This is a genomic window from Nonomuraea sp. NPDC048892 (assembly GCF_040649735.1).
GTDB classification, from domain to species: domain Bacteria; phylum Actinomycetota; class Actinomycetes; order Streptosporangiales; family Streptosporangiaceae; genus Nonomuraea; species Nonomuraea maheshkhaliensis.
On sequence record NZ_JBEZFZ010000007.1, the window covers coordinates 103,568 to 121,274 of the forward strand.

Here is a 17,707-nt window from a genome sequence, read left to right on the forward strand (position 1 = left end):
CGATCACGTACAGGAGTACCCGACAGAAACACGCCCTGGCGGTCCTGCGCCGTTGGCAAGGCCACCGTGGGGCGGGGCCGAGGCTTCGGCGGCGCAGAGAAACCCCTCCGACAACTGCTGAGGATGAAGGCCATCATCCGCCCGTATGAGCACCGCTCACCACGCATAGACCCGCGGCATGATCCGCGTCCGCACTGCCACGTCGGGGCCGGGATAGGCCACCATCACCGGCGCACCACTGGGATCACTGCCCTCAACCAGAGTGAAGCCGTCACCGGTCCGCGTGTGGACATGGGCCTTCGCCTCTTTCAAGAAGCTTTCGCAGCGCCACAGATCCTCCTCGTCAGCCGCGGTCCAGATCACGTACTGAACGCCGACGTTGCCCAGCGAATGGGTGGTGTCCGCCCCCACCGCGCGAAGGTATACCTGCAGACCGTCCGCGTTGACCAGCAGAGCGGCGGTAGGACTGCGGACCGTGACCTCCATCCCCAAAAGCCTGCGGTAGAAATCCACGCTGACGTCCAAATCGCGGACGAACATCACCACCGACGCCAACTGCACGCGTGGGGCGGCCGCTACCGGATGGTTTTCCTGGGCATCTCCCGGCTGTACATGGATTCTGTCCGCATCAGAATCCCGGCGGCCAGACCCGGACGCAGAACCCGGTTCCATGCCCTGCCCCCGATCTTCCTTCGCAAGCGCGAAATGCCCGCTGTTCGGATACGGTCCCTTCTACGCTACCCCGCAGAAGTGCTCCGGCCCCGACTCGCCAGTTTTGGTACGACGGGAGCTCGATCCCCGATGGATCAAACAGGGGGTTCAATCTGCGCTCCCTGACCCACTGGGTCTTGCCACTTCAATCCGAGCCCGTTGGCTGAGACCATGTCCTACGCCAGCCCCTCCGGAGAGCCGCATTCTCACAAACGATTCATTCCCAGAGCAAGATCGAAAACGTGTGGAAGGGTTCTCGGCGGTCTTCGATTCATTCTCAAAACTCGTTCTCATGCAAATGCGGGAAACAATACTTCTGGGAAATGTTTGTGAGAGCATCAGAGGCATGCCGACCCCCACCCCGGGCCCCGCGGAGTCCTCCGCCAGCGACGCCGACGACGTTGAGCGTCACCCCTGCCCCCGCTGCGGCGTCCAGCCCGGCTCGCCCTGCCGCTCGCGGGGCGGCGCCATCGCCGGCACCTACCACACCGGCCGCTTCACGAAAGTGCCCCGCCTGGCCAAGCTGCTGCGCGTGCCCACCCCCGCCGACCGCGGACCCGGCCAGCCGTGGCGTCCCGGCATACCCGTCCCACTGGCCGTCGTCCCCGACGCGCCCTCGACCGACATCCGCATCGGCTACGCCCGCTGCTCGACCCTCACCCAGGAACTCCAATCCCAACTGGACGCCCTGGCCGCGCACGGCATCGGCCGCGACAAGATCTTCGCCGAAAAGGTCAGCAGCCGCGTCCGGGTCCGTCCCCAGTTCGAGGCCGCTCTGGAGTTGGCCCGCCAGATCAAGGCACACGCCCCGCACTGCCGCGTCATCCTGACCGTGTATGAGATGAAGCGGCTCGGCCGCGACGCCGCCGAACTCACCGCCCTGGCCGACCACCTACTCGCCCACGGCCTGGTCCTGGAAATGCTCGCCGGCCCCCTGCCCGGCATCTACGACCCCACCGGCCCCGGCCGCATCCTGTTCGCCTTCTTCGCCGCCATGGCCGAAACCGAACGCGAAAACGTCCGCGAAGCCACCCTCGAAGGCCTCGACGCCGCCGCCCGCAAGGGCAAACACGGCGGCCGCCCACCCGTCATCACCGACGACATGCTGCACACCGTGCTCCGCCGCCGCGCCGCAGGCGAATCCGTCGAAGCCATCCGCCCTGATCTGATCATCCCCACCGGCAAACGCAAAGGCCACAACCCCAGCCTGGCCAGCATCTACCGCGCCCTGGCCGAACACGACAAGGCCCAGGCCTACCCCGAAGCCATCCAGGCTGCCCACACCGACTACGTCGCCCTCCATCTGACCGATGACGTGCCTCGCCCACACAGGGCCCGTGTCCGGCAGCAAGATCAGGAACCATCACCGGCAGAGGCCGCGCTTCGCGAACGGTTGCAACGCCAAGATCGCCCCTAATCGGTCACTTGAAGTCTGCTCGCACCGCCCGAGGCAGCTACCCAACAACCAATCGCTGACCTGCGCGTTCTATCGGCGATCTAGCACTGCGGCCCGTTTCCAGTGTATTCCGGCCGCACCCCTCGTAGCGCTGCACACGCTGCGGCTACTGGTCGTCGCTGAGGCCGCTCTGCTCGTCTGCTTCCCTGCGCTTGACCTCGTCCAAGATCGGTTTCCACCGTGCGAGGTAGTCTGGGCAGACTTTCGTGTGGTGCTCGGTCACCGCCAGGCCAGGAGTGATTGTCGAGAATTTGGACATCCTGGACACTCTCCAGGATGGCTTAGCCGGAATGCGAACTCCACGATACGAAGGGAAGCGCAGGGGCGATCCCCTGGAACGGCAGGGTGTACATCCCCGGTGACTTCAGCGCCACAGACCCGCTCAACCAAGCCGTCACGGCAGCAGCGCAATGCATGTACGGCATTGCACAGACCACGGTCACCGCACTGGGCTGCGCGCCCGGGCTCGGGTTCATCCACTCCGGGCATGAGTTGGCCTTCGTGCTGGACATCGCGGACCTCTACAAGACCGAAATCGCCATCCCCATCGCCTTCGACGTGGCCGCAGAAGACCCCGAGGACGTCGGCTCTCGTACCCGCCGAGCCATTCGCGACCACGTCAACAAGATCGTCCTGCTGAAGCGATGCGTCACGGACATCAAGCACCTCCTGCTGACCGACAGCGCCACCGATGAGATAGCGGACGAGGACGTCGATCGTGTGACGTTGCAAAGCGACCATGGCATCGAACTGGAATCGGGCTGTAACTACGGCGACGACCAAGCAGACGAGGTGCCCTGGTGATGGTCACCGTGCTCACTCGCTGCCCCGCCGGCCTACGGGGCTTCCTGACGCGATGGCTGATGGAAATCTCCCCAGGCGTCTTCATCGGCGGGCCGTCGGCGCGCATCCGACAAGCCCTGTGGATGGAAGTCCAGCAGTACGCGGACACCGGACGCGCTCTGCTCGCCTACACCACCAACAACGAGCAGGGATTCGCCTTCGAAACCCACGACCACAAATGGCACCCCATCGATCACGACGGTCTCGTCTTGATACGTCGGCCCAAAGACCGGTCGGCAACCGCGGCGGCCTCTGCCCCTACCGGATGGAGCAAGGCATCTAAGCGTCGCCGTTACGGACAGCGCTGGCCCACCAACTGCTTCATGCGCCACCGTAGGCAGGCGCATGGCGATATTCTCGTCCGCGCCATTGATCGAGAGTGCCCAAATGTCCGAATTCTCGAAAGTGCTCGATCTGGGCGTCTTGGCGGGCTAACGCTGCAGGTCATCGAGAGTGCTCCCCGCGCACGCGGGGATGGTCCGTCGTACGGCTTCCCGTACGGCTTCACGGCCCCGTGCTCCCCGCGCACGCGGGGATGGTCCCAAAGACGGGCGGCTCAGCAAGCACAAGCACAAGTGCTCCCCGCGCACGCGGGGATGGTCCCTCCTGGCACTCCGAGAGTTTGAGGACCCGTTCGTGCTCCCCGCGCACGCGGGGGATGATCGAGATATGTCAAGCGAGGTCCCGCGTTGAACGATCGACTATCAGGAGTCCGCTCGACCTTGAGCCGCATGCGTGGGGGATGGTGGTGGCTCTACGCTTCCTGATGGGGTAGGACCTTGATTTTTTATCAAGGCCCTGGACATCCCTGGTCCTCGCACTCCAGGCACGGGTAGCTTTGCTTTGTAAAGGCCGCTTGGTGATCTCAGCACAGCGGCGGAAGTGACATCGAATGAGAATCAGGGGCGGCCGTTGATCACTATGCGGCTGGCGTCTGTAATTAGCGCGCTGATGATCGCCCGCCGCCGACATTTCGGAGATCGGGTACACCTGCTCGATCGAGCCGTTCCTGGCGGTGCTCACGCAGGCTGACGACACCGAGCCGGGTACGCATCTCTGCCAGCAGCGCGCGTCCCTTGATCGCGCGTTCGTAGACCGACTCGCGTTTGATGCCGAGGATTGTGGCCAGCTCGCCGAAAGAGTAGCCGCGCGGCTTCTCCTGGTTGATCGCGATGGCGGTGTTCATCGCGTCGCGCAGGTGTTGGCGCAACGGTTCGACGTGTACGAGCCCGACTGGATCATCGGCCAGTCGGCGGGCGAGCGCTTCGATCATTCGGTGCAGCATGGCGACGAAATCTTCGGTCTCCACAACGCGCTTACGGTGCTTGCCGCGAGCGGGGGTACCCATGACTACCGCCCACCCTCTGTTCTCCGTTTTGTTGTGAGGCGCTGCCTCACAGTCCGTGGTGTGAGGGGCCGCCTCACACATGATCGCCGGTCTTGGCTTGGTCGTACCGATCGGCCTGCCTTGGACGGTTGGCGGCGGAGTGTGCGGCAGGGCCGCCGCGTGGACGGGGCGCGAGGGGTCTGCGCAGGGCGCCCGGAGCTTGCGAGATGAGGTCGTTCGTACGGAGTGCCTGCGGGGTCGGGGACTGTTGACATAACTGACAGAACTCCAGTTTCGGGTGCTGACGAGTGGCGTTGGCTGATGACGGAGGGCCGGACAGAGCTGTGACGTAGCGGCGCTGGCAATGACGGAACCGCGTGTGTGCACCAGAGCGCTGCAGGGGGCAGGGAGGTTGGGGTTCTGTCATCGATCATGAGTTTCGTCATGGTTTTGTCTCTCCGTTCTGTCGGGCGTGTTGGCGCAGGTCGGAAGGGTTGTGTCGGTTCTGTCATCGCTTCTCGAAGAGGACGGGGTTGACGGAGAACCGAGGGGAGGGCGTTCTGCCGCTTCTGGAGTCGCGTTCTGGCTGGGGGAGGGGGCGGATGTAGCCGTGGGTGTCCAGGAGTGAGAGGACGGCGCTGACGGTGGCCGCGTCCTTGGCTTTCGACTGGAGCCGGCGGTGGAGGTCGCGTTGGCTGAAGGTTCTGTTCTGGGCCACCTTGTCGTTCTTGGTGATCCAGTTGAGGGCGTCGCGGGCGAGCTGGGTGTGGGGGCCTTCGACCATGACGCCGAAGCAGGCTGCCGCGTGGGCGATGTAGTAGCGGGCGATCTCGATGGCGTCGCGCATGGTGTCTTCGGTGACGGGTTTGCGGAATCCGTCGTCGGCGTGCATGGCGAGATGCAGCAGTCCGGCGATGCGGACGCAGGCGCCGACGAGCTTGCCGGCCCAGTCCCGGAGGCTGTCCAGTTCGCCGATGCCGGCGCGGAGCTTGGGCTCGATCTCGTCCTGGAAGGCAGTGACGAGCTGGTCGGCGGCAGGAGCCAGGGACAGGATCTGCGGCTGGTCCCATTCGGCGTGGCTGAGGACTATGCCCTGCAAGGTGTCGGTGTAGGTTTCGCGGACGCCGTCGGGGACGAGGTCGGGAGAGCTCTTGCGGTAGCCGACGGTGTCCGGCGGTAGGGCGTACAGGAATCGGGCCAGCAGGCCTTGGCCGCGTAGGCGGGGTTTTTCCGCGATGACGGTCAGGACGGCGGGCTGGATGCAGACCGCGATGGTCAGAGCGGGAGATTTGACGTATTCGGCGCGGCCGCGGCGGTTGACCTTGAGGACGTCGCCGGCGTGGGCTTCGAGGAACGGGGTGAGGGTGGGGACGCCGTTGCTGTAGCGGCCGCAGATGATGTCGAAGATGTCGCCCTCAGCGGACAGGATGGCCAGGCGCCCGTCCTGCTCGGACAGGATGGTCGAGCACTCCTCGGGGGTGACGTTCTTGGCGATGAGCTGGACCTCGTGCGGGACCGTGATCTCGGCCAGGGCCAGGGCGGTGGATTCGGCTTCGGCCAGGTCGCTGGCCGAGCCGCTCCTGACGGCACGGGTCCGGGCTTGTTTGTCGGCCTCTTCCAGCTGTAGACGCAGCAACTCCGCTTGCCGGGTTTTGGCCCGGCCCGCGATCACCAGAGCCTCTTCGGCCGCGTACAGCGGGGCGGTCATGGCGCGGAAGACGGCTGATTTGCGGGTGGCGGGCGGGGCGACGCAGGCGAGAAAGAGATTGAGGGGCTCGTGCCATCCACCGCGGACCCGGATGATGGCCTTGCCGCCGGCGGCGGTGGACAGGGCGCCGAGGCCGAACGCGGCGGCGATGTCGGGCGCGGTCTGGGTCTCCTCCGCGACACCGTCGATCATGTCGCGCATCCAGATCGGCAGGCATGCCACGGGGAAGGCGGGCGGGACGAGTCGTGAGCCGAGCGGGATGATCTCCTCCCACGCCTCCCCGCTGTGGGGCGCGCCGGGCTTGGGGATGTCGGGGGCCCAGTTCGGCTCCGTGGTCACCGGCGGATCTCCTCGCGTGGGAACGGCTTGGGAGCCCAGACCGGGAGGAAGTCGCCGGTAGTGCCTCCGCTGGTGAGGTGGTCGTGGGCGTCCACGCCGTGGCGGGCCTGTAGCACGTAGATGGAGCGCGCGACCGGCAGCAGGTTGGCCACGACGGCTTCGGCGTGGCGGCGGCCGGCCTGGTTGCGGTCGGCGATGATGGAGACGTCGGCACCGTGGAAGTAGCGGGCGAAGTCGGGTCGCCATTTGCCGGCGCCCATCGCGTTGCAGGTGGCGGTGATGCCGGGCCGGGCGCGCAGGGTTTCGACGTCCTTCTCTCCCTCGGGGATCATGATGACGCGCTGTTCGCGGACGGCGGTGATGACCTCGGGCAGGCGATAGGGCACGAGACGTACGGCCAGGCTGCCGTCAGGGCCGTGCAGGCTCCAGCGGCGGCCGGAACGAGTGGAGGAGTCGGGCCGCCATTGGCGGAAGCCCTGGCAGCCGTTGCCCTTGCGGTTGCAGCGGGAGACCCCGTAGAGGAGGTGCCCGTGCTCGTCGGTGTAGCGGTAGTCGGCCACGCGATCGTGCCCGCACGGCATCCAACGGTCGGCGGTGGGCTTGAGCCGGCGAGTCTTCCGCTCGTCTGCCGGCCATAACGCGGTCATGGGCAGATCGAGGGCTGCCATGACGTCCTGCACGGAGCATCGCGCGCCGCCGTGGCAGGTGAGCATGACCACCCCGTCCGGGGTCACGCCGATCGAGAGAGACGGGTGCCGGTCATCGTGGGCGGGACACCGGGCGCTCTTCTGCGTGGCTGAACCGCGGGGCGCGTACCCGGTCGTGTCGTAGAGCGCCTGGAGGATCAGAGCGAAGGGAGCGGTCATGGGGTCGCTCCGTGCTGTGTGTCGGCACGTGGCTGGTTGAGGCGAGTGATGGGGACGGGCCTGCACCAGATCACCCGATTCTGCTCGTTGTGGCTGGACGTGGGGCTGTAGGGGTTGATCGGCGGTCAGGACGCGATGTCGATCGCCTCGAGGGTGGATGCCGAGGTGAGAGCCGGGTCGTCGATGTTGAGACAGCGCAGGATGTCGGCGCGACCGACGCGATAGGTGTTGCCGACGCGCAGGACGCGGCAGGGGAACTGGCCGTTTCTGGCGAGTTCATGCGACTTCGTACGACCGATGCCGAAGGCCTTCCCCGCGGTGGGGAGGTCGACGGTAGCGGGAAGCGCGAGTAGTTCCTTGGTGGTCAGGGCTTGAGCCATGGGGCGCGCCTTTCTGAAGAGAGCCCGCCCGGGCTCGTAGCAGGAGTACCGGGCGGTGTCATCACAATGGGATGGAAGTGTGCTCGCGGTCAGGATGGCATGATCAATGATGGACAATCAACCCAAACGCTTGTAATGTCCCATCCCATTCGGATGGATATGGAGATGGCCGATGGGTGACGCAACGTCCGGCAACGCCGAGCAGAACTCGCCTGGCTCCCCCGCCTCCCGCACGCTGAGCGAGGAAAACGTCGCCATGCGGGTGGCCTGGGAGATGCGCCGGCGCGGCTGGTCGCAAGAACGTATGGCCCAAGAGCTGACGAATGCCGGATGTCCGACGCACCAGTCGGCGATCTCGAAGATCGTCAATCCCAAGCCTGACGGGAGCCGCCGCGTGATCAGCGTGGACGAGGCGATCGCGATGGCCCGTGTGTTCGGCATCCCGTTGGAGGAACTACCCCTTCCCCCCGAGGCGGCCGAAGGCCGAGATCTGCACGAGCTCAGCCGAACCGTCACCCACGAGGGACGCAAGGCCAAGGCTCAGCACGCACAGTTCCTCCTGGCCTGGGCACGGCTACGTCACCGCCTCAGCCAACAGGACAACCGCGCTTTCTACCAAGAGTTCCTCGCCCAGCGCAGAGTCGGCGTGGATCAGGCGAGCGAGGCGATCAAGGTGTGGCGCGACCAGCCGTCCTGGCGTGACGCGACAGCCGCCTACCACAAACTCGAACGGACGTTGCAGACCCTCGGAACCGGCCGAGACATGACCCCGCCCACGGACGACGTCCGCCGACACCGCAGCGTGGTAGCCGACCTTCTGCGAGCACGGGAACTGTTCGCCTCACGCATCCCCGGCACCCCCGTACGAGTGGTCCCGGACCTGGTCGATCACTTCGCCCAGACGCTGATCCGCGCCGACCTGCTGGAAGTCGCCATGCCCCTCATCGACTCCTACGCCCGCGGCACGGCACACCCCGTCGATGAAGTGGTGACGGAGATCGATCGACGCCTGCAAGAGATCATCGCCCGCGAGCCCAAGAATCGGCACGAGCACCTCGAAAGCCTGGCCGCCCGCATCGGGCTACGCGGGGAAACTCATGAGTCCCAGGAGCGGCAGGCGCGATCCGCCGGCGAATTCGGCGTGAGCGTGGAGGATTACCGGGATGCGAAGGACCTCGGTGACATGTATCGCGAATCAGGAATGAGGTGAGTCATTGATGACGGGCAACGGGTTCAAGCGGTGTAGATGCCGCGAGAACGGTCGCGAACTCGGCGCGAAATGCCCCAGACTACGGCGTAAGGACGGCTCCTGGAATCCTCACCATGGGACTTGGTGCGGCAAGGAGGAGATTCCCGCTGGCCCCGACGGCAAGCGCATCTATCTCCGATGCGGCGGGTTCGCCACTGAGGCGGATCTGATCGCCTGGTATCAGGCCGCCGGCCGCCTGCTCGACATTCCGGACGCGGGCCCGGAAGGGCATGACGCTCGTATGGAAATCCTCGACATGATCCGGGCGGCGCACAAGAGACAGGCGCCGCTGCCGGAGTACGAGGAGCTGCACCGAAAGTACAAGGCCGGGCAGTCGTTGCAGTCGATCACGTTCGGGGAGTATTGGGATACCTGGGTGGAGCGTCGCCGTCGGCTCGGGGACATTCGGGAAAGCACGCTGATCGGCTACATCTCCCATTGGGAGACACATATTCGCGATGTCCTGGCCGGCGTGCGCATGGACCGGTTGTTCGTGCCTGTGGTCGAGCAGGTCTTCACCGAGATCGACCGTAAGAACGAGGAGTTGCTCGCCGCCCGTGCGTCTGATGACCGCGAGGTGCGGGCGTCGGTACGGGGCAAGCGGCCCACCGGGCCGGTGACCAAACAGCGGATCCGGGCGACGCTTCGCACAGTGCTGGCCTCAGCGCAACGGGAGCACGTGGTTACTTTCAACGCCGCCGAGCTGGTGAAGCTGGACTCTGGGAAGAAGGCCAAGGGGGTGGTGTGGACGAAGGCGCGAGTGGACGTTTTCGAGGCTGCTTTCGACGCGAGGCTGGCAGCCGAGCGGTCGGCCGAGGTTCGGCCGAAGAAGCCGTTGGAAAGGTTCAAGGTGTGGCTGGCGACGCCGCGGCCATCGGCTGTCATGGTGTGGACACCGGCGCAGCTCGGGGTGTTTCTTGATCACGCGGCAGCTGACAGGCTGTACGCCCTGTACCACCTGATCGCTTTCCGGGGTCTGCGCCGGGGCGAGGCGTGCGGGGCGCGCTGGGTCGATGCCGAGTTGGATGAGGGACTGCTGGCCACGGCAAGGCAACTCAACAACGTCGGGCGGCAGGTGAAGGAGGGCTCGCCCAAGACGGAGTCGTCGGACGCGGTGGTCGCGCTGGACTCGGGCACAGTGGCCGTCCTTCGGGCGCACAGGGAGCGGCAGGAGGCGGAGCGGCTGGCGGCGGAGTCGGCGTGGATCGACAGCGGACGGATCTTCGCCAAAGCCGACGGCAGCGAGTTGACGCCCGACTGGGTCAGCGAGCATTTCGAGCGGTTGACGTTCGCGGCCGGTCTGCCGCCGATCCGGCTGCACGATCTTCGCCATGGCGCGGCCACACTCTCCCTGGCGGCCGGCAACGACATGAAGACGACGTCGGCGATGCTGCGGCACTCCAGCATCTCGATCACGGCCGATCTGTATACGACGGTTCTGCCGGAGGTGGCGCGGGAAGCGGCCGAGGCGAGTGCTGCCCTGGTGCCCCGGGCTGTCGTGGTGACGGGGGCGTCCGAGACTGGCGGTCTCCCTTCGGTCTCCCAAGCGGGGGACCGTCGCCCTGCGGACTCGACGGGATCAAGGTAGCCGCAGGTAGAGCACCAGGTGGAAAGGTAGGGCGGGTGGGACTTGAACCCACGACCCACGGATTATGAGTCCGATGCTCTGACCGGCTGAGCTACCGCCCCTGGATTGAGTTGTACGGCGACGAGAGGATCATGCCACCCCGCGCAAGCTAAGGCTAGAGCATCGGATGCGATAGCGGCGCCCGCTGGATGGGTGACAGGTCTCCGCCGACATCATTCCACGTCTGTCGTTGTCGGTGGAGCGTAAGTCGATCATAGTCGGGGGCTGGGAGCTCCGGGGGCGGGTCGGGGAGGGGCGGCGAGTACGGGGGCGCGGCTCGCACTCGCCGCGAAAGTGGGGCTATGAGGTGGTTCGGGCCCAGGGTGTGCGTGCCGGTTCCGGTGCTGGTGAAAGTAGGGAGGTGGAGGGTCAGGGGGCGGTGCCGTAGCCGGGGTTGCGGACCAGCCAGTCCGAGTAGATCGGGCTGCGGCGTACGGCGTCCATGTGGGCCTGTTTGGCCTGGGCGACGACCCAGGCGGCTTCGGGGGCGGTGGGGTGGCGGCCGAGGAGTTGGCGCCAGCGGAGCGGGGCGCCGGCCAAAGGGATCATGGTGAGGCCGGGGGCCGCCTGGTGGGTGGCCTGGCAGAGGACGACGGCGCGGCCGACCTGGGCGAGGTGGACGCAGGTCGGTACGTCGGTCTCGTAGATGGTGCCGGGGGTGAAGCCGGATCGGGCGCAGGCCATCGCGAAGCAGTCGGCGAAGCAGCCGTCGCCGGGCGTCACCGCCCACTGTTCGTCGGCGAGGTCCGCCAGTTCGACCTCTTTCTCCTTGGCCACCGGATGGGCGTCTCGGACCAGGCAGAAGACCGGGTCGAGGCTGATCGTCTCCCACAGCAGGGTGCCGGTGGGGGTGCCGGAGTCGCCGCAGGCGCCGGTCAGTACGTAGTCGAGGCGGCCCATTTCGACCATGCCGTTGAGTTCGCGGGCCGACCAGGACGTGTACGTGCTGACCTTGCGCTCCGTGGCGAGCCGGTCGACGAGGCCGCCGAGTATCGGCCCGTTGGTGGCGCCTATGCGGAAGCCGGGAGAGGGGGCGTGCGCGAAGCGTACGGCTTCCTCCTGCAGCTCCTTGGCGGCGGGGAGGAGCACGCGCGCCCTGGCGAGCACGAGTTCGCCGAGGCGGGTGGGCCTGGCGCCGTGGCGGTCGCGTTCGAAGAGGGTGCCGCCGAGCAGCCTCTCGATGCGCTTGAGCTGTGCGGTTAAGGCCGGTTGTGCCAGCCCGAGCAGGGACGCGGCCTTGCTCACACTTCCCGCGTCCGCGACCGCGCGGACGATCCTGAGGTGCCTGAGCTCGAGGTCCATAACGGGAAGGTAAGGCGGCGATGTCTTACAGACAATGCCTCTATGTCAGGAAATGTGACAGATATTGTTCGGAGCTTCCTGGGGTAGGGGGAGCCCATGACGACGATGGGAATAGATCCGGCCCAGCTCAGCGACGATGATCTGGTGCGTGAGCTGCGCCATTTGCACGCCACGCGGAGCGATACCTTTTTCCACGGTTCGGACGACGCGCTGACCCACCACACGTCGCGGACGAACGAGCTCGAAGCCGAATACCTGCGCCGTGTCCCGGATCGCGAGGTCGACCCCGCGCGGCTGAGGGAGGGAGCGAGGCAGCGATGATGAGTAAGGCTCATGATGTGCAGGACCATGACGTTCAGCGTCATGATGTGCAGGCACTGTCGGATGTGGATATTCACGTCTACGAGGCTGTGGCGTCTCAGGTGGTGGAGTCCGGTGGCACGGGGCTCGGCGCGGTGGTCCGCGCGTGCGGGCTGACGGAGGAGGAAGTGCGCGAGAGCCTGGAGCGGCTGGTCGGGCATGGGTACGTGGTCCCGCGGGGCGACGGGTACGCGCTCGGCCATCACACGTTCGAGGTCGAATACTAAGATCCACTCGGCCTGGAGCCAGGCGTCAAGACGGCTACGCGACCCGCTCCCAGGTGGTGGACCGGCGCACGCCGGGCTCTTAATGTCAGAAGGTGGACGTCGCCGAACTGAGCCCGGCGCAGGCGCGGGAGCGCTTCCGCGGTGGTGAGCGAGTGCCCACCGCCGGCTGGTGCCGGGGCTACGCGCAGGCCAACCTCATCGCGGTGCCGAAGCGGCTGCGGTACGAGCTGCTGCTGTTCGCCCATCGCAACCCCCAGGCGTGCCCGGTGCTCGACGTGGGGGAGCCGGGGGCCTGGTCGACTGACCTGTTCTCCGGCGACCTGCGTACCGACCTGCCCGGCTACCGCCTCTACCGGGACGGCGTGGCGGTGGCCGACCTCGGTGACGTGGTGGCGGAGTGGCGCGATGACCTGGTGCCGTTCCTCATCGGCTGCAGCTTCACCTTCGAGCGGGCGCTGCTCGCGGCCGGAGTGCCGGTGCGGCATCTGGAGGCGGGGACGAACGTGCCGATGTACGTCACCAGCCTGCCCTGCGAGGCGACCGGCAGCCTGTCGGGCCCGCTGGTCGTGTCGATGCGGCCGGTGCCGGAGGCGCTGGTGCCGACCGCGGTCGAGGTGAGCGGACGCTATCCGATGGTGCACGGCGCGCCCGTCCACGTGGGCGACCCGGCCGCGATCGGGATCCGCGATCTGAGCAAGCCCGACTACGGGGATCCGGTGGAGGTACGGGCGGGGGAGGTGCCGCTGTTCTGGGCGTGCGGGGTGACGCCGCAGGCGGCGGTGCTGGCCAGCGGCGTCGAGTACGCGATCGGGCATCTGCCGGGGCATATGGCGATCACGGATGCTCGGGACGATGACTATTTGGTGATTTAGCGCGATATTTCGCCGCAAGTGCCTCTCGCAGGCGTCGTACGCTTCGCGGTACACCTGCTGGCACCTGGCCGTTTCACTCGGCCGCCGCACATGCTCGCGGCGGGATGCCCGCCGCCGTGAGCTGCTGCCCGATCGGCGGCGCGCCGCGTCGGTTGTCGATCTCCAGGTGCGGTACGACCGGCGGCTCGTTCACCCGGATGGCGCGTAGATAATCATCGAACGCGGACAGTTTGCCCGTGTCTCTGCTCAGGCCCCTGGCCGTCAGGCGTTCGCGCAGGGACGGGCCATCGGAACGAACCCACAACAGACGGACGGGCGGGCCGCCCAGTTCCTCCACCCACCGCTCCCACCGGGCCGCGTCGTGCACCTGCGTGGTGAACGGGCCGTCCAGCGCGACCGGGCAGCCGTGGCCGCGGATCTGGCGGGCGATCGCGGTCAGCCCCGCGTATTCGTGGTGTTTGACGTGCTCGTCGTACCAGGGGCCCTCGCGCTCGCCGTCCGGACGGCCGTGGGCGCGCAGCACCTCCGCCACCAGGCCGCCGTACACGGTGTCCTTGTCGAGCAGGGCCGGTACGGGGGACAGGCGGGCGAGCAGCTCGGCCGCGACCGTGGACTTGCCCGCGCCCGGCGGCCCGCTGATCACCCACACAGTGCTCACGCGATCACCGTAGCCCGGGCCGCGCGGATGCGGGTACGCGGATCTGCGTACGCCGATGCCTCGTTCCGGCGGACGACCCCGGCCCGCGCGGCGGTCAGACTCCTTGCTCATGCTGACCGTCTTGACCAGGGCGTTCCGGGTGCCGGAACTGCGCGGGAAACTGCTGTTCACGCTCGCACTCATCGGGCTGTTCCGGCTGGGGCAGGTGATGCCCGCGCCGGGCGTCGACGTGGTGGCCGTGCGCGAGTGCGCGGGATCGGCCTCCGGCGGGCTGTTCGACATGGTGCAGCTGCTCAGCGGGGGCGCCATGCTGCACCTGTCGGTGTTCGCGCTCGGCGTCATGCCGTACATCACCGCCAGCATCGTCATGCAGCTCCTAGCCGTCGTGGTGCCCCGCCTGGACGCGCTCAGGAAGGAGGGCTCGCGCGGGCAGGCCAAGATCACCGAGTACACCCGCTACCTGACCGTCGGCCTGGCCGTGCTCAACGCCGGCACGGTCGTCGCGCTGGCCCGCGCGGGACAGCTCCTGCCCGGCTGCGCCCGGCCGCTGCTGCGGGACGACGGGCTGTTCGCCGTGGCGGTGATCGTGCTGACCATGGTGGCCGGGACCTGCGCGGTCATGTGGCTGGGCGAGCTGATCACCGAACGCGGGATCGGGAACGGCATGTCCCTGCTGATGTTCACCCAGGTCGTGGCCGTCTTTCCGGCGTACATGTCGAAGATCTTCGTGCTCAGCCCGTTCAGCTTCGCGGTGATGGTCGGGTCCGGGCTCTGCCTGGTGGCGGCCGTGGTGTTCGTCGAGCAGGCGCAGCGGCGGGTCCCGGTGAGTTACGCCAAGCGGATGGTGGGGCGGCGGATGTACGGGGGGCGGGGCACGTACATCCCGATGAAGGTGAATCAGGCGGGAATCGTCCCGGTCATCTTCACCTCGTCCCTGCTGTACCTGCCGACGCTCGCCGCGCCGCTGCTCGGGGCGGAGGCGCGGGCGTGGGTGGAGCTCAACCTGACCGCGGGGTCGCATCCGCTCTACATGACCGTGTACGTGCTGCTCATCGCGGCGTTCGCTTACTTCTACGTGGCGATCACATTCAATCCGGTGGAGGTGGCGGACAACATCCGGCGGTACGGGGGGTTTGTGCCGGGGATCCGGCCTGGGCGGCCGACGGCGGAGTATCTGGCGTTCGTGCTGTCGCGGTTGACCGCGCCTGGGGCCTTGTACCTGGGGGTGTTGGCGTTGTTGCCGCTGGTGGCGTTCGCGATCCTGCGGGATCCGGGAACGCAGCAGAACTTTCCGTTCGGGGGGACGAGTGTGTTGATCATGGTGGGTGTGGGGCTGGACACGGTGAAGCAGATCGAATCCCAGCTTCAGCAGCGCAACTACGAAGGGTTCCTGAAATAGCCGGATTTGGCGGGCTTGATCGGGGTCAGGTGGGGAGGGCGAGGCCGGCTCGGATGGCGAACACCACGAGCTGGGCGCGGTCTCTGGCATGCAGTTTCACCTGGGCGCGGCTGACGTGGGTGCGTACGGTGTCAGGGCTGATCGTCAGCGCGGCGGCGATCTCGTCGTTCGAACGGCCGGTGGCCACCCACGCCACCATCTCCCGCTCCCGGGGCGTCAGTGTCTCCAGCCCCTCGACCGGCTCCGCGCCTGCCCTTCCGAACAGGCCGATCACCTTCCGTGTGATCGCCGGTGACAGCAGCGCTTCGCCGGCGGCCACTACGCGTACGGCGTTGACCAGCTCCGCGGGGTCGCTGTCCTTCAGCAGGAAGCCGCTGGCCCCGGCTTGGAGGGCGGCGAAGACGTACTCGTCCACGGCGAAGGTCGTCACCACGACGATCCTGGTGGCGCGCAGGGCGGGGTCGGCGGCGATGGCGCGCAGGGCGGTCAGGCCGTCCATGCCGGGCATGCGGATGTCGAGCAGCAGGACGTCGGGGCGGGCCCGGCGAAGTAGCGCGAGCGCGGCCTGCCCGTCGCCGGCCTCTCCGGCGTACTCGATGCCCGGCTCCCGCTCCAGCAGCGCCCGCAGCCCCATCCGGACGACCGCCTGATCATCGGCGATGGCGACCCTGATCACGTCCTTGCACGCCTGGTGGGAGGTGTCGCCGGTGTCGGTCACACCTTCACCTGTCTGCCCGGGCGGCGCTACTGGTGTCGGTCATGCCTGCACCTGCGGGAATCTGGCTACGACCTGGAAGCCGCCGCCTTCTCTGGCGCCGGCCGTGAGGTGGCCGCCTGCCTCGGTGACTCGGGCGCGCATTCCTGCCAAGCCCCGCCCTTCGGGGGCTCCCGCGTGGCCGGCGCCTCGGTCGGCCACCTCCAGTACGAACTCCTGCCGGTCCTCGGTCGCGCGGACGAGGGCTCTGGTCGGGCCGGCGTGGCGCAGCACGTTGGTAAGCGACTCGCGCACCACCCGGTAGACGGTCTCCCGGAGGTGGTCGGGGACGGTGAGAACGGTGGGATCGGTCAGGGCGGCGGATTCGGTGAGGGTGGCGGGTTCGACGTCCACCGGCAGTCCCGCCGCTCGGACGCCGTCGATGAGTGCGGCCAGGTCGCCGTCCGGTGGGTCGATGCCGTCGAGTGCCGCCCGCAACTGCGCGAGAGCCGTCGTGCTGGTCTGTCTGATCGCCTGCAGTGAGGCTCTGGCCTGTTCGGGGTCTTCGTCGAGGAAGACGAGCGCGATGCCGGCCTGCATGGCGATGGCGGCGAGCCCGTGTCCGGCCACGTCATGCACCTCGCCGGCGATCCTGGCCCGCTCCAGCGCCACCACGTCCACCTGGGCCGATGCATCATCCGCCTGCGGCAGTGCTGGTGGTGCCACCGGGCTGCCGACGTGCGGGGTCGTGTCGGGTTGCCCCGGGCGAATGGTGGCGAATGGCGATTTGTGGACGCTAGGGACACCCCATGTCGCCCGTGATGGTTCAGCGAGCGCTGGGTGATGCGCGGTCGCCGTGGCGGGGGAGTGTGGGCGGTCCGTGGCACGGGAATGGCGGCTCGGTGGCTCGGCGTCCGCGGTGGTGGTTGAGGAGTGGAGGCGGGGTGGTTCGGTGTTCGCGGCGGCGGCCGCGCGGGCCTGGGCCAGGCCGCTGAACGACCACGGCACCGCCAGCCATCCGGCCCACGCCAGCATCACCACGACCGGCACGTCGCCCAGCCGGCTCAGCCCCGACAGAGCGGCGGATGACCGGCGCGGGCGCAGGAGGGCGGTGGGGGAGCGGCGTAGGCGAGCCCAGGCGGTGGGCAGTCGGCGCGGGTGCGTGTCCCCTCGCGTCTCCTCGGTCGCCATCCCCCACCCGCTCAGGCTCCTGCGGCCCCGACTCAGGCTCGTGTAGTCCCGATCCTAGCGAGCTTTCACACCGTGCGGCTCTCCCGCGGCCCGTCCAGGCCCCAGGAGATGATCTTGGTGGGGGTGATACGGATGATCTCCCGGGAGAAGAACGGGACCGGCGGCTCGGCGTCCGTCAGTGCCTCCGCCGTCCCCCGGATCTCGATGCCCCGCGCCACCCACGGGTCGACGGAGGCCAGGTCGTCCACGACGAGTGCCACCGTGCTGCCCTGCTGGACGTTCCTGAACTTTCTCGACTTCCCCATGGCGTGCCCACCGATGACGATCGTGCCGCTCCCGGCGTCCAGGAAGAAGCCCACCGGGTTGTTCTGCGTCTGCCCGCCGGGCGTCACCGTGGCCAGGCGGCCGAGGCGCTGGGTCGCGAGGTAGTCGAGTTCCGTGGTTGTGAAGGTCATGCGCCTCAGTGTGCAACCTTAACCTCAGTGGAGGTCAAGGTGA

18 protein-coding genes, 1 tRNA gene, 1 pseudogene and 1 CRISPR repeat array are annotated in these 17,707 nt (G+C 67.5%); of the genes and pseudogenes, 9 read left to right on the top strand and 11 right to left on the bottom strand.

What is annotated here, in order from left to right:
- Window positions 1–156: 156 nt before the first annotated feature.
- A complete protein-coding gene (locus AB0C28_RS24490; RefSeq protein ID WP_358077660.1) occupies window positions 157–546 on the bottom strand; it encodes a VOC family protein in 390 nt (129 codons plus the stop codon).
- 511 nt (window positions 547–1,057) lie between these two features.
- On the opposite strand from AB0C28_RS24490, the gene AB0C28_RS24495 reads away from it, so the two are divergent.
- From AB0C28_RS24495 to cas2e, 3 genes and pseudogenes are all read left to right on the top strand, one after another.
- On the top strand, window positions 1,058–2,128 hold the full coding sequence (locus AB0C28_RS24495) for a recombinase family protein (RefSeq protein WP_358077663.1): 1,071 nt from the start codon (window positions 1,058–1,060) through the stop codon (window positions 2,126–2,128).
- A gap of 384 nt (window positions 2,129–2,512) precedes the next feature.
- The gene (locus AB0C28_RS24500; RefSeq protein ID WP_358077666.1) at window positions 2,513–2,971 is read left to right on the top strand and encodes a hypothetical protein; all 459 of its coding nucleotides are present in this window, start codon (window positions 2,513–2,515) and stop codon (window positions 2,969–2,971) included.
- A pseudogene (gene cas2e / locus AB0C28_RS24505) lies at window positions 2,968–3,315 on the top strand (type I-E CRISPR-associated endoribonuclease Cas2e); the annotation flags it as partial. The gene AB0C28_RS24500 and the pseudogene cas2e, both read left to right, overlap by 4 nt.
- Window positions 3,316–3,463: 148 nt before the next feature.
- A CRISPR array of direct repeats spans window positions 3,464–3,674; the repeat unit is 28 nt; unit sequence GTGCTCCCCGCGCACGCGGGGATGGTCC.
- A 276-nt stretch (window positions 3,675–3,950) separates the two neighbouring features.
- On the opposite strand, the gene AB0C28_RS24510 reads toward cas2e, so the two are convergent.
- The 4 genes from AB0C28_RS24510 to AB0C28_RS24525 form a co-directional block, all read right to left on the bottom strand.
- Window positions 3,951–4,358, bottom strand: a complete 408-nt coding sequence (locus AB0C28_RS24510) for a hypothetical protein (protein ID WP_358077669.1) — start codon at window positions 4,356–4,358, stop codon at window positions 3,951–3,953.
- Window positions 4,359–4,845: 487 nt separating this feature from the next.
- Window positions 4,846–6,384 (bottom strand): YfjI family protein, encoded by a 1,539-nt coding sequence (locus AB0C28_RS24515; protein ID WP_358077672.1) that lies wholly within the window; start codon window positions 6,382–6,384, stop codon window positions 4,846–4,848.
- The gene (locus AB0C28_RS24520) at window positions 6,381–7,250 is read right to left on the bottom strand and encodes a hypothetical protein (protein WP_358077675.1); all 870 of its coding nucleotides are present in this window, start codon (window positions 7,248–7,250) and stop codon (window positions 6,381–6,383) included. Before AB0C28_RS24520 ends, AB0C28_RS24515 begins: the two co-directional genes overlap by 4 nt.
- Before the next feature lie 125 nt (window positions 7,251–7,375).
- Window positions 7,376–7,630: a DNA-binding protein gene (locus AB0C28_RS24525; protein ID WP_346110855.1), complete on the bottom strand. Its 255-nt coding sequence runs from the start codon at window positions 7,628–7,630 to the stop codon at window positions 7,376–7,378.
- Window positions 7,631–7,802: 172 nt separating this feature from the next.
- On the opposite strand from AB0C28_RS24525, the gene AB0C28_RS24530 reads away from it, so the two are divergent.
- Complete coding sequence (locus tag AB0C28_RS24530) at window positions 7,803–8,840, top strand: helix-turn-helix transcriptional regulator (RefSeq protein ID WP_358077678.1); 1,038 nt, start codon at window positions 7,803–7,805, stop codon at window positions 8,838–8,840.
- A 7-nt stretch (window positions 8,841–8,847) separates the two neighbouring features.
- A complete protein-coding gene (locus tag AB0C28_RS24535; RefSeq protein ID WP_358077681.1) occupies window positions 8,848–10,467 on the top strand; it encodes a site-specific integrase in 1,620 nt (539 codons plus the stop codon).
- A gap of 27 nt (window positions 10,468–10,494) precedes the next feature.
- Here AB0C28_RS24535 and AB0C28_RS24540 read toward each other — a convergent pair.
- Both AB0C28_RS24540 and AB0C28_RS24545 read right to left on the bottom strand, forming a co-directional pair.
- Window positions 10,495–10,568 (bottom strand) — tRNA-Ile (locus AB0C28_RS24540).
- A 307-nt stretch (window positions 10,569–10,875) separates the two neighbouring features.
- Window positions 10,876–11,808, bottom strand: a complete 933-nt coding sequence (locus tag AB0C28_RS24545) for a LysR family transcriptional regulator (protein ID WP_357851453.1) — start codon at window positions 11,806–11,808, stop codon at window positions 10,876–10,878.
- A 96-nt stretch (window positions 11,809–11,904) separates the two neighbouring features.
- On the opposite strand from AB0C28_RS24545, the gene AB0C28_RS24550 reads away from it, so the two are divergent.
- The 3 genes from AB0C28_RS24550 (at window position 11,905) to AB0C28_RS24560 (ending at window position 13,267) form a co-directional block, all read left to right on the top strand.
- Window positions 11,905–12,129, top strand: coding sequence for a DUF6158 family protein (locus AB0C28_RS24550; RefSeq protein WP_357851456.1), 225 nt, complete (start codon window positions 11,905–11,907; stop codon window positions 12,127–12,129).
- Between the two features lie 47 nt (window positions 12,130–12,176).
- Window positions 12,177–12,395 carry a hypothetical protein gene (locus AB0C28_RS24555; RefSeq protein ID WP_357851459.1) on the top strand — a complete coding sequence of 73 codons (219 nt, stop codon included), beginning with the start codon at window positions 12,177–12,179 and terminating at the stop codon, window positions 12,393–12,395.
- A 92-nt stretch (window positions 12,396–12,487) separates the two neighbouring features.
- Complete coding sequence (locus AB0C28_RS24560) at window positions 12,488–13,267, top strand: putative hydro-lyase (protein ID WP_358077684.1); 780 nt, start codon at window positions 12,488–12,490, stop codon at window positions 13,265–13,267.
- A gap of 73 nt (window positions 13,268–13,340) precedes the next feature.
- Here the strand turns inward: AB0C28_RS24560 and AB0C28_RS24565 are convergent, their stop codons facing one another.
- Entirely contained in the window at window positions 13,341–13,925 is a 585-nt protein-coding gene (locus AB0C28_RS24565; protein WP_358077687.1) for an AAA family ATPase, read from the bottom strand.
- A gap of 109 nt (window positions 13,926–14,034) precedes the next feature.
- On the opposite strand from AB0C28_RS24565, the gene secY reads away from it, so the two are divergent.
- A complete protein-coding gene (secY, locus tag AB0C28_RS24570; RefSeq protein WP_357851467.1) occupies window positions 14,035–15,324 on the top strand; it encodes a preprotein translocase subunit SecY in 1,290 nt (429 codons plus the stop codon).
- A gap of 25 nt (window positions 15,325–15,349) precedes the next feature.
- Here the strand turns inward: secY and AB0C28_RS24575 are convergent, their stop codons facing one another.
- The 3 genes from AB0C28_RS24575 to AB0C28_RS24585 form a co-directional block, all read right to left on the bottom strand.
- On the bottom strand, window positions 15,350–16,042 hold the full coding sequence (locus AB0C28_RS24575) for a response regulator transcription factor (RefSeq protein WP_358077690.1): 693 nt from the start codon (window positions 16,040–16,042) through the stop codon (window positions 15,350–15,352).
- 39 nt (window positions 16,043–16,081) lie between these two features.
- On the bottom strand, window positions 16,082–16,744 hold the full coding sequence (locus AB0C28_RS24580) for a histidine kinase (protein WP_358077693.1): 663 nt from the start codon (window positions 16,742–16,744) through the stop codon (window positions 16,082–16,084).
- Window positions 16,745–17,274: 530 nt separating this feature from the next.
- A complete protein-coding gene (locus AB0C28_RS24585) occupies window positions 17,275–17,664 on the bottom strand; it encodes a PPOX class F420-dependent oxidoreductase (RefSeq protein ID WP_357851476.1) in 390 nt (129 codons plus the stop codon).
- Window positions 17,665–17,707: the final 43 nt, after the last annotated feature.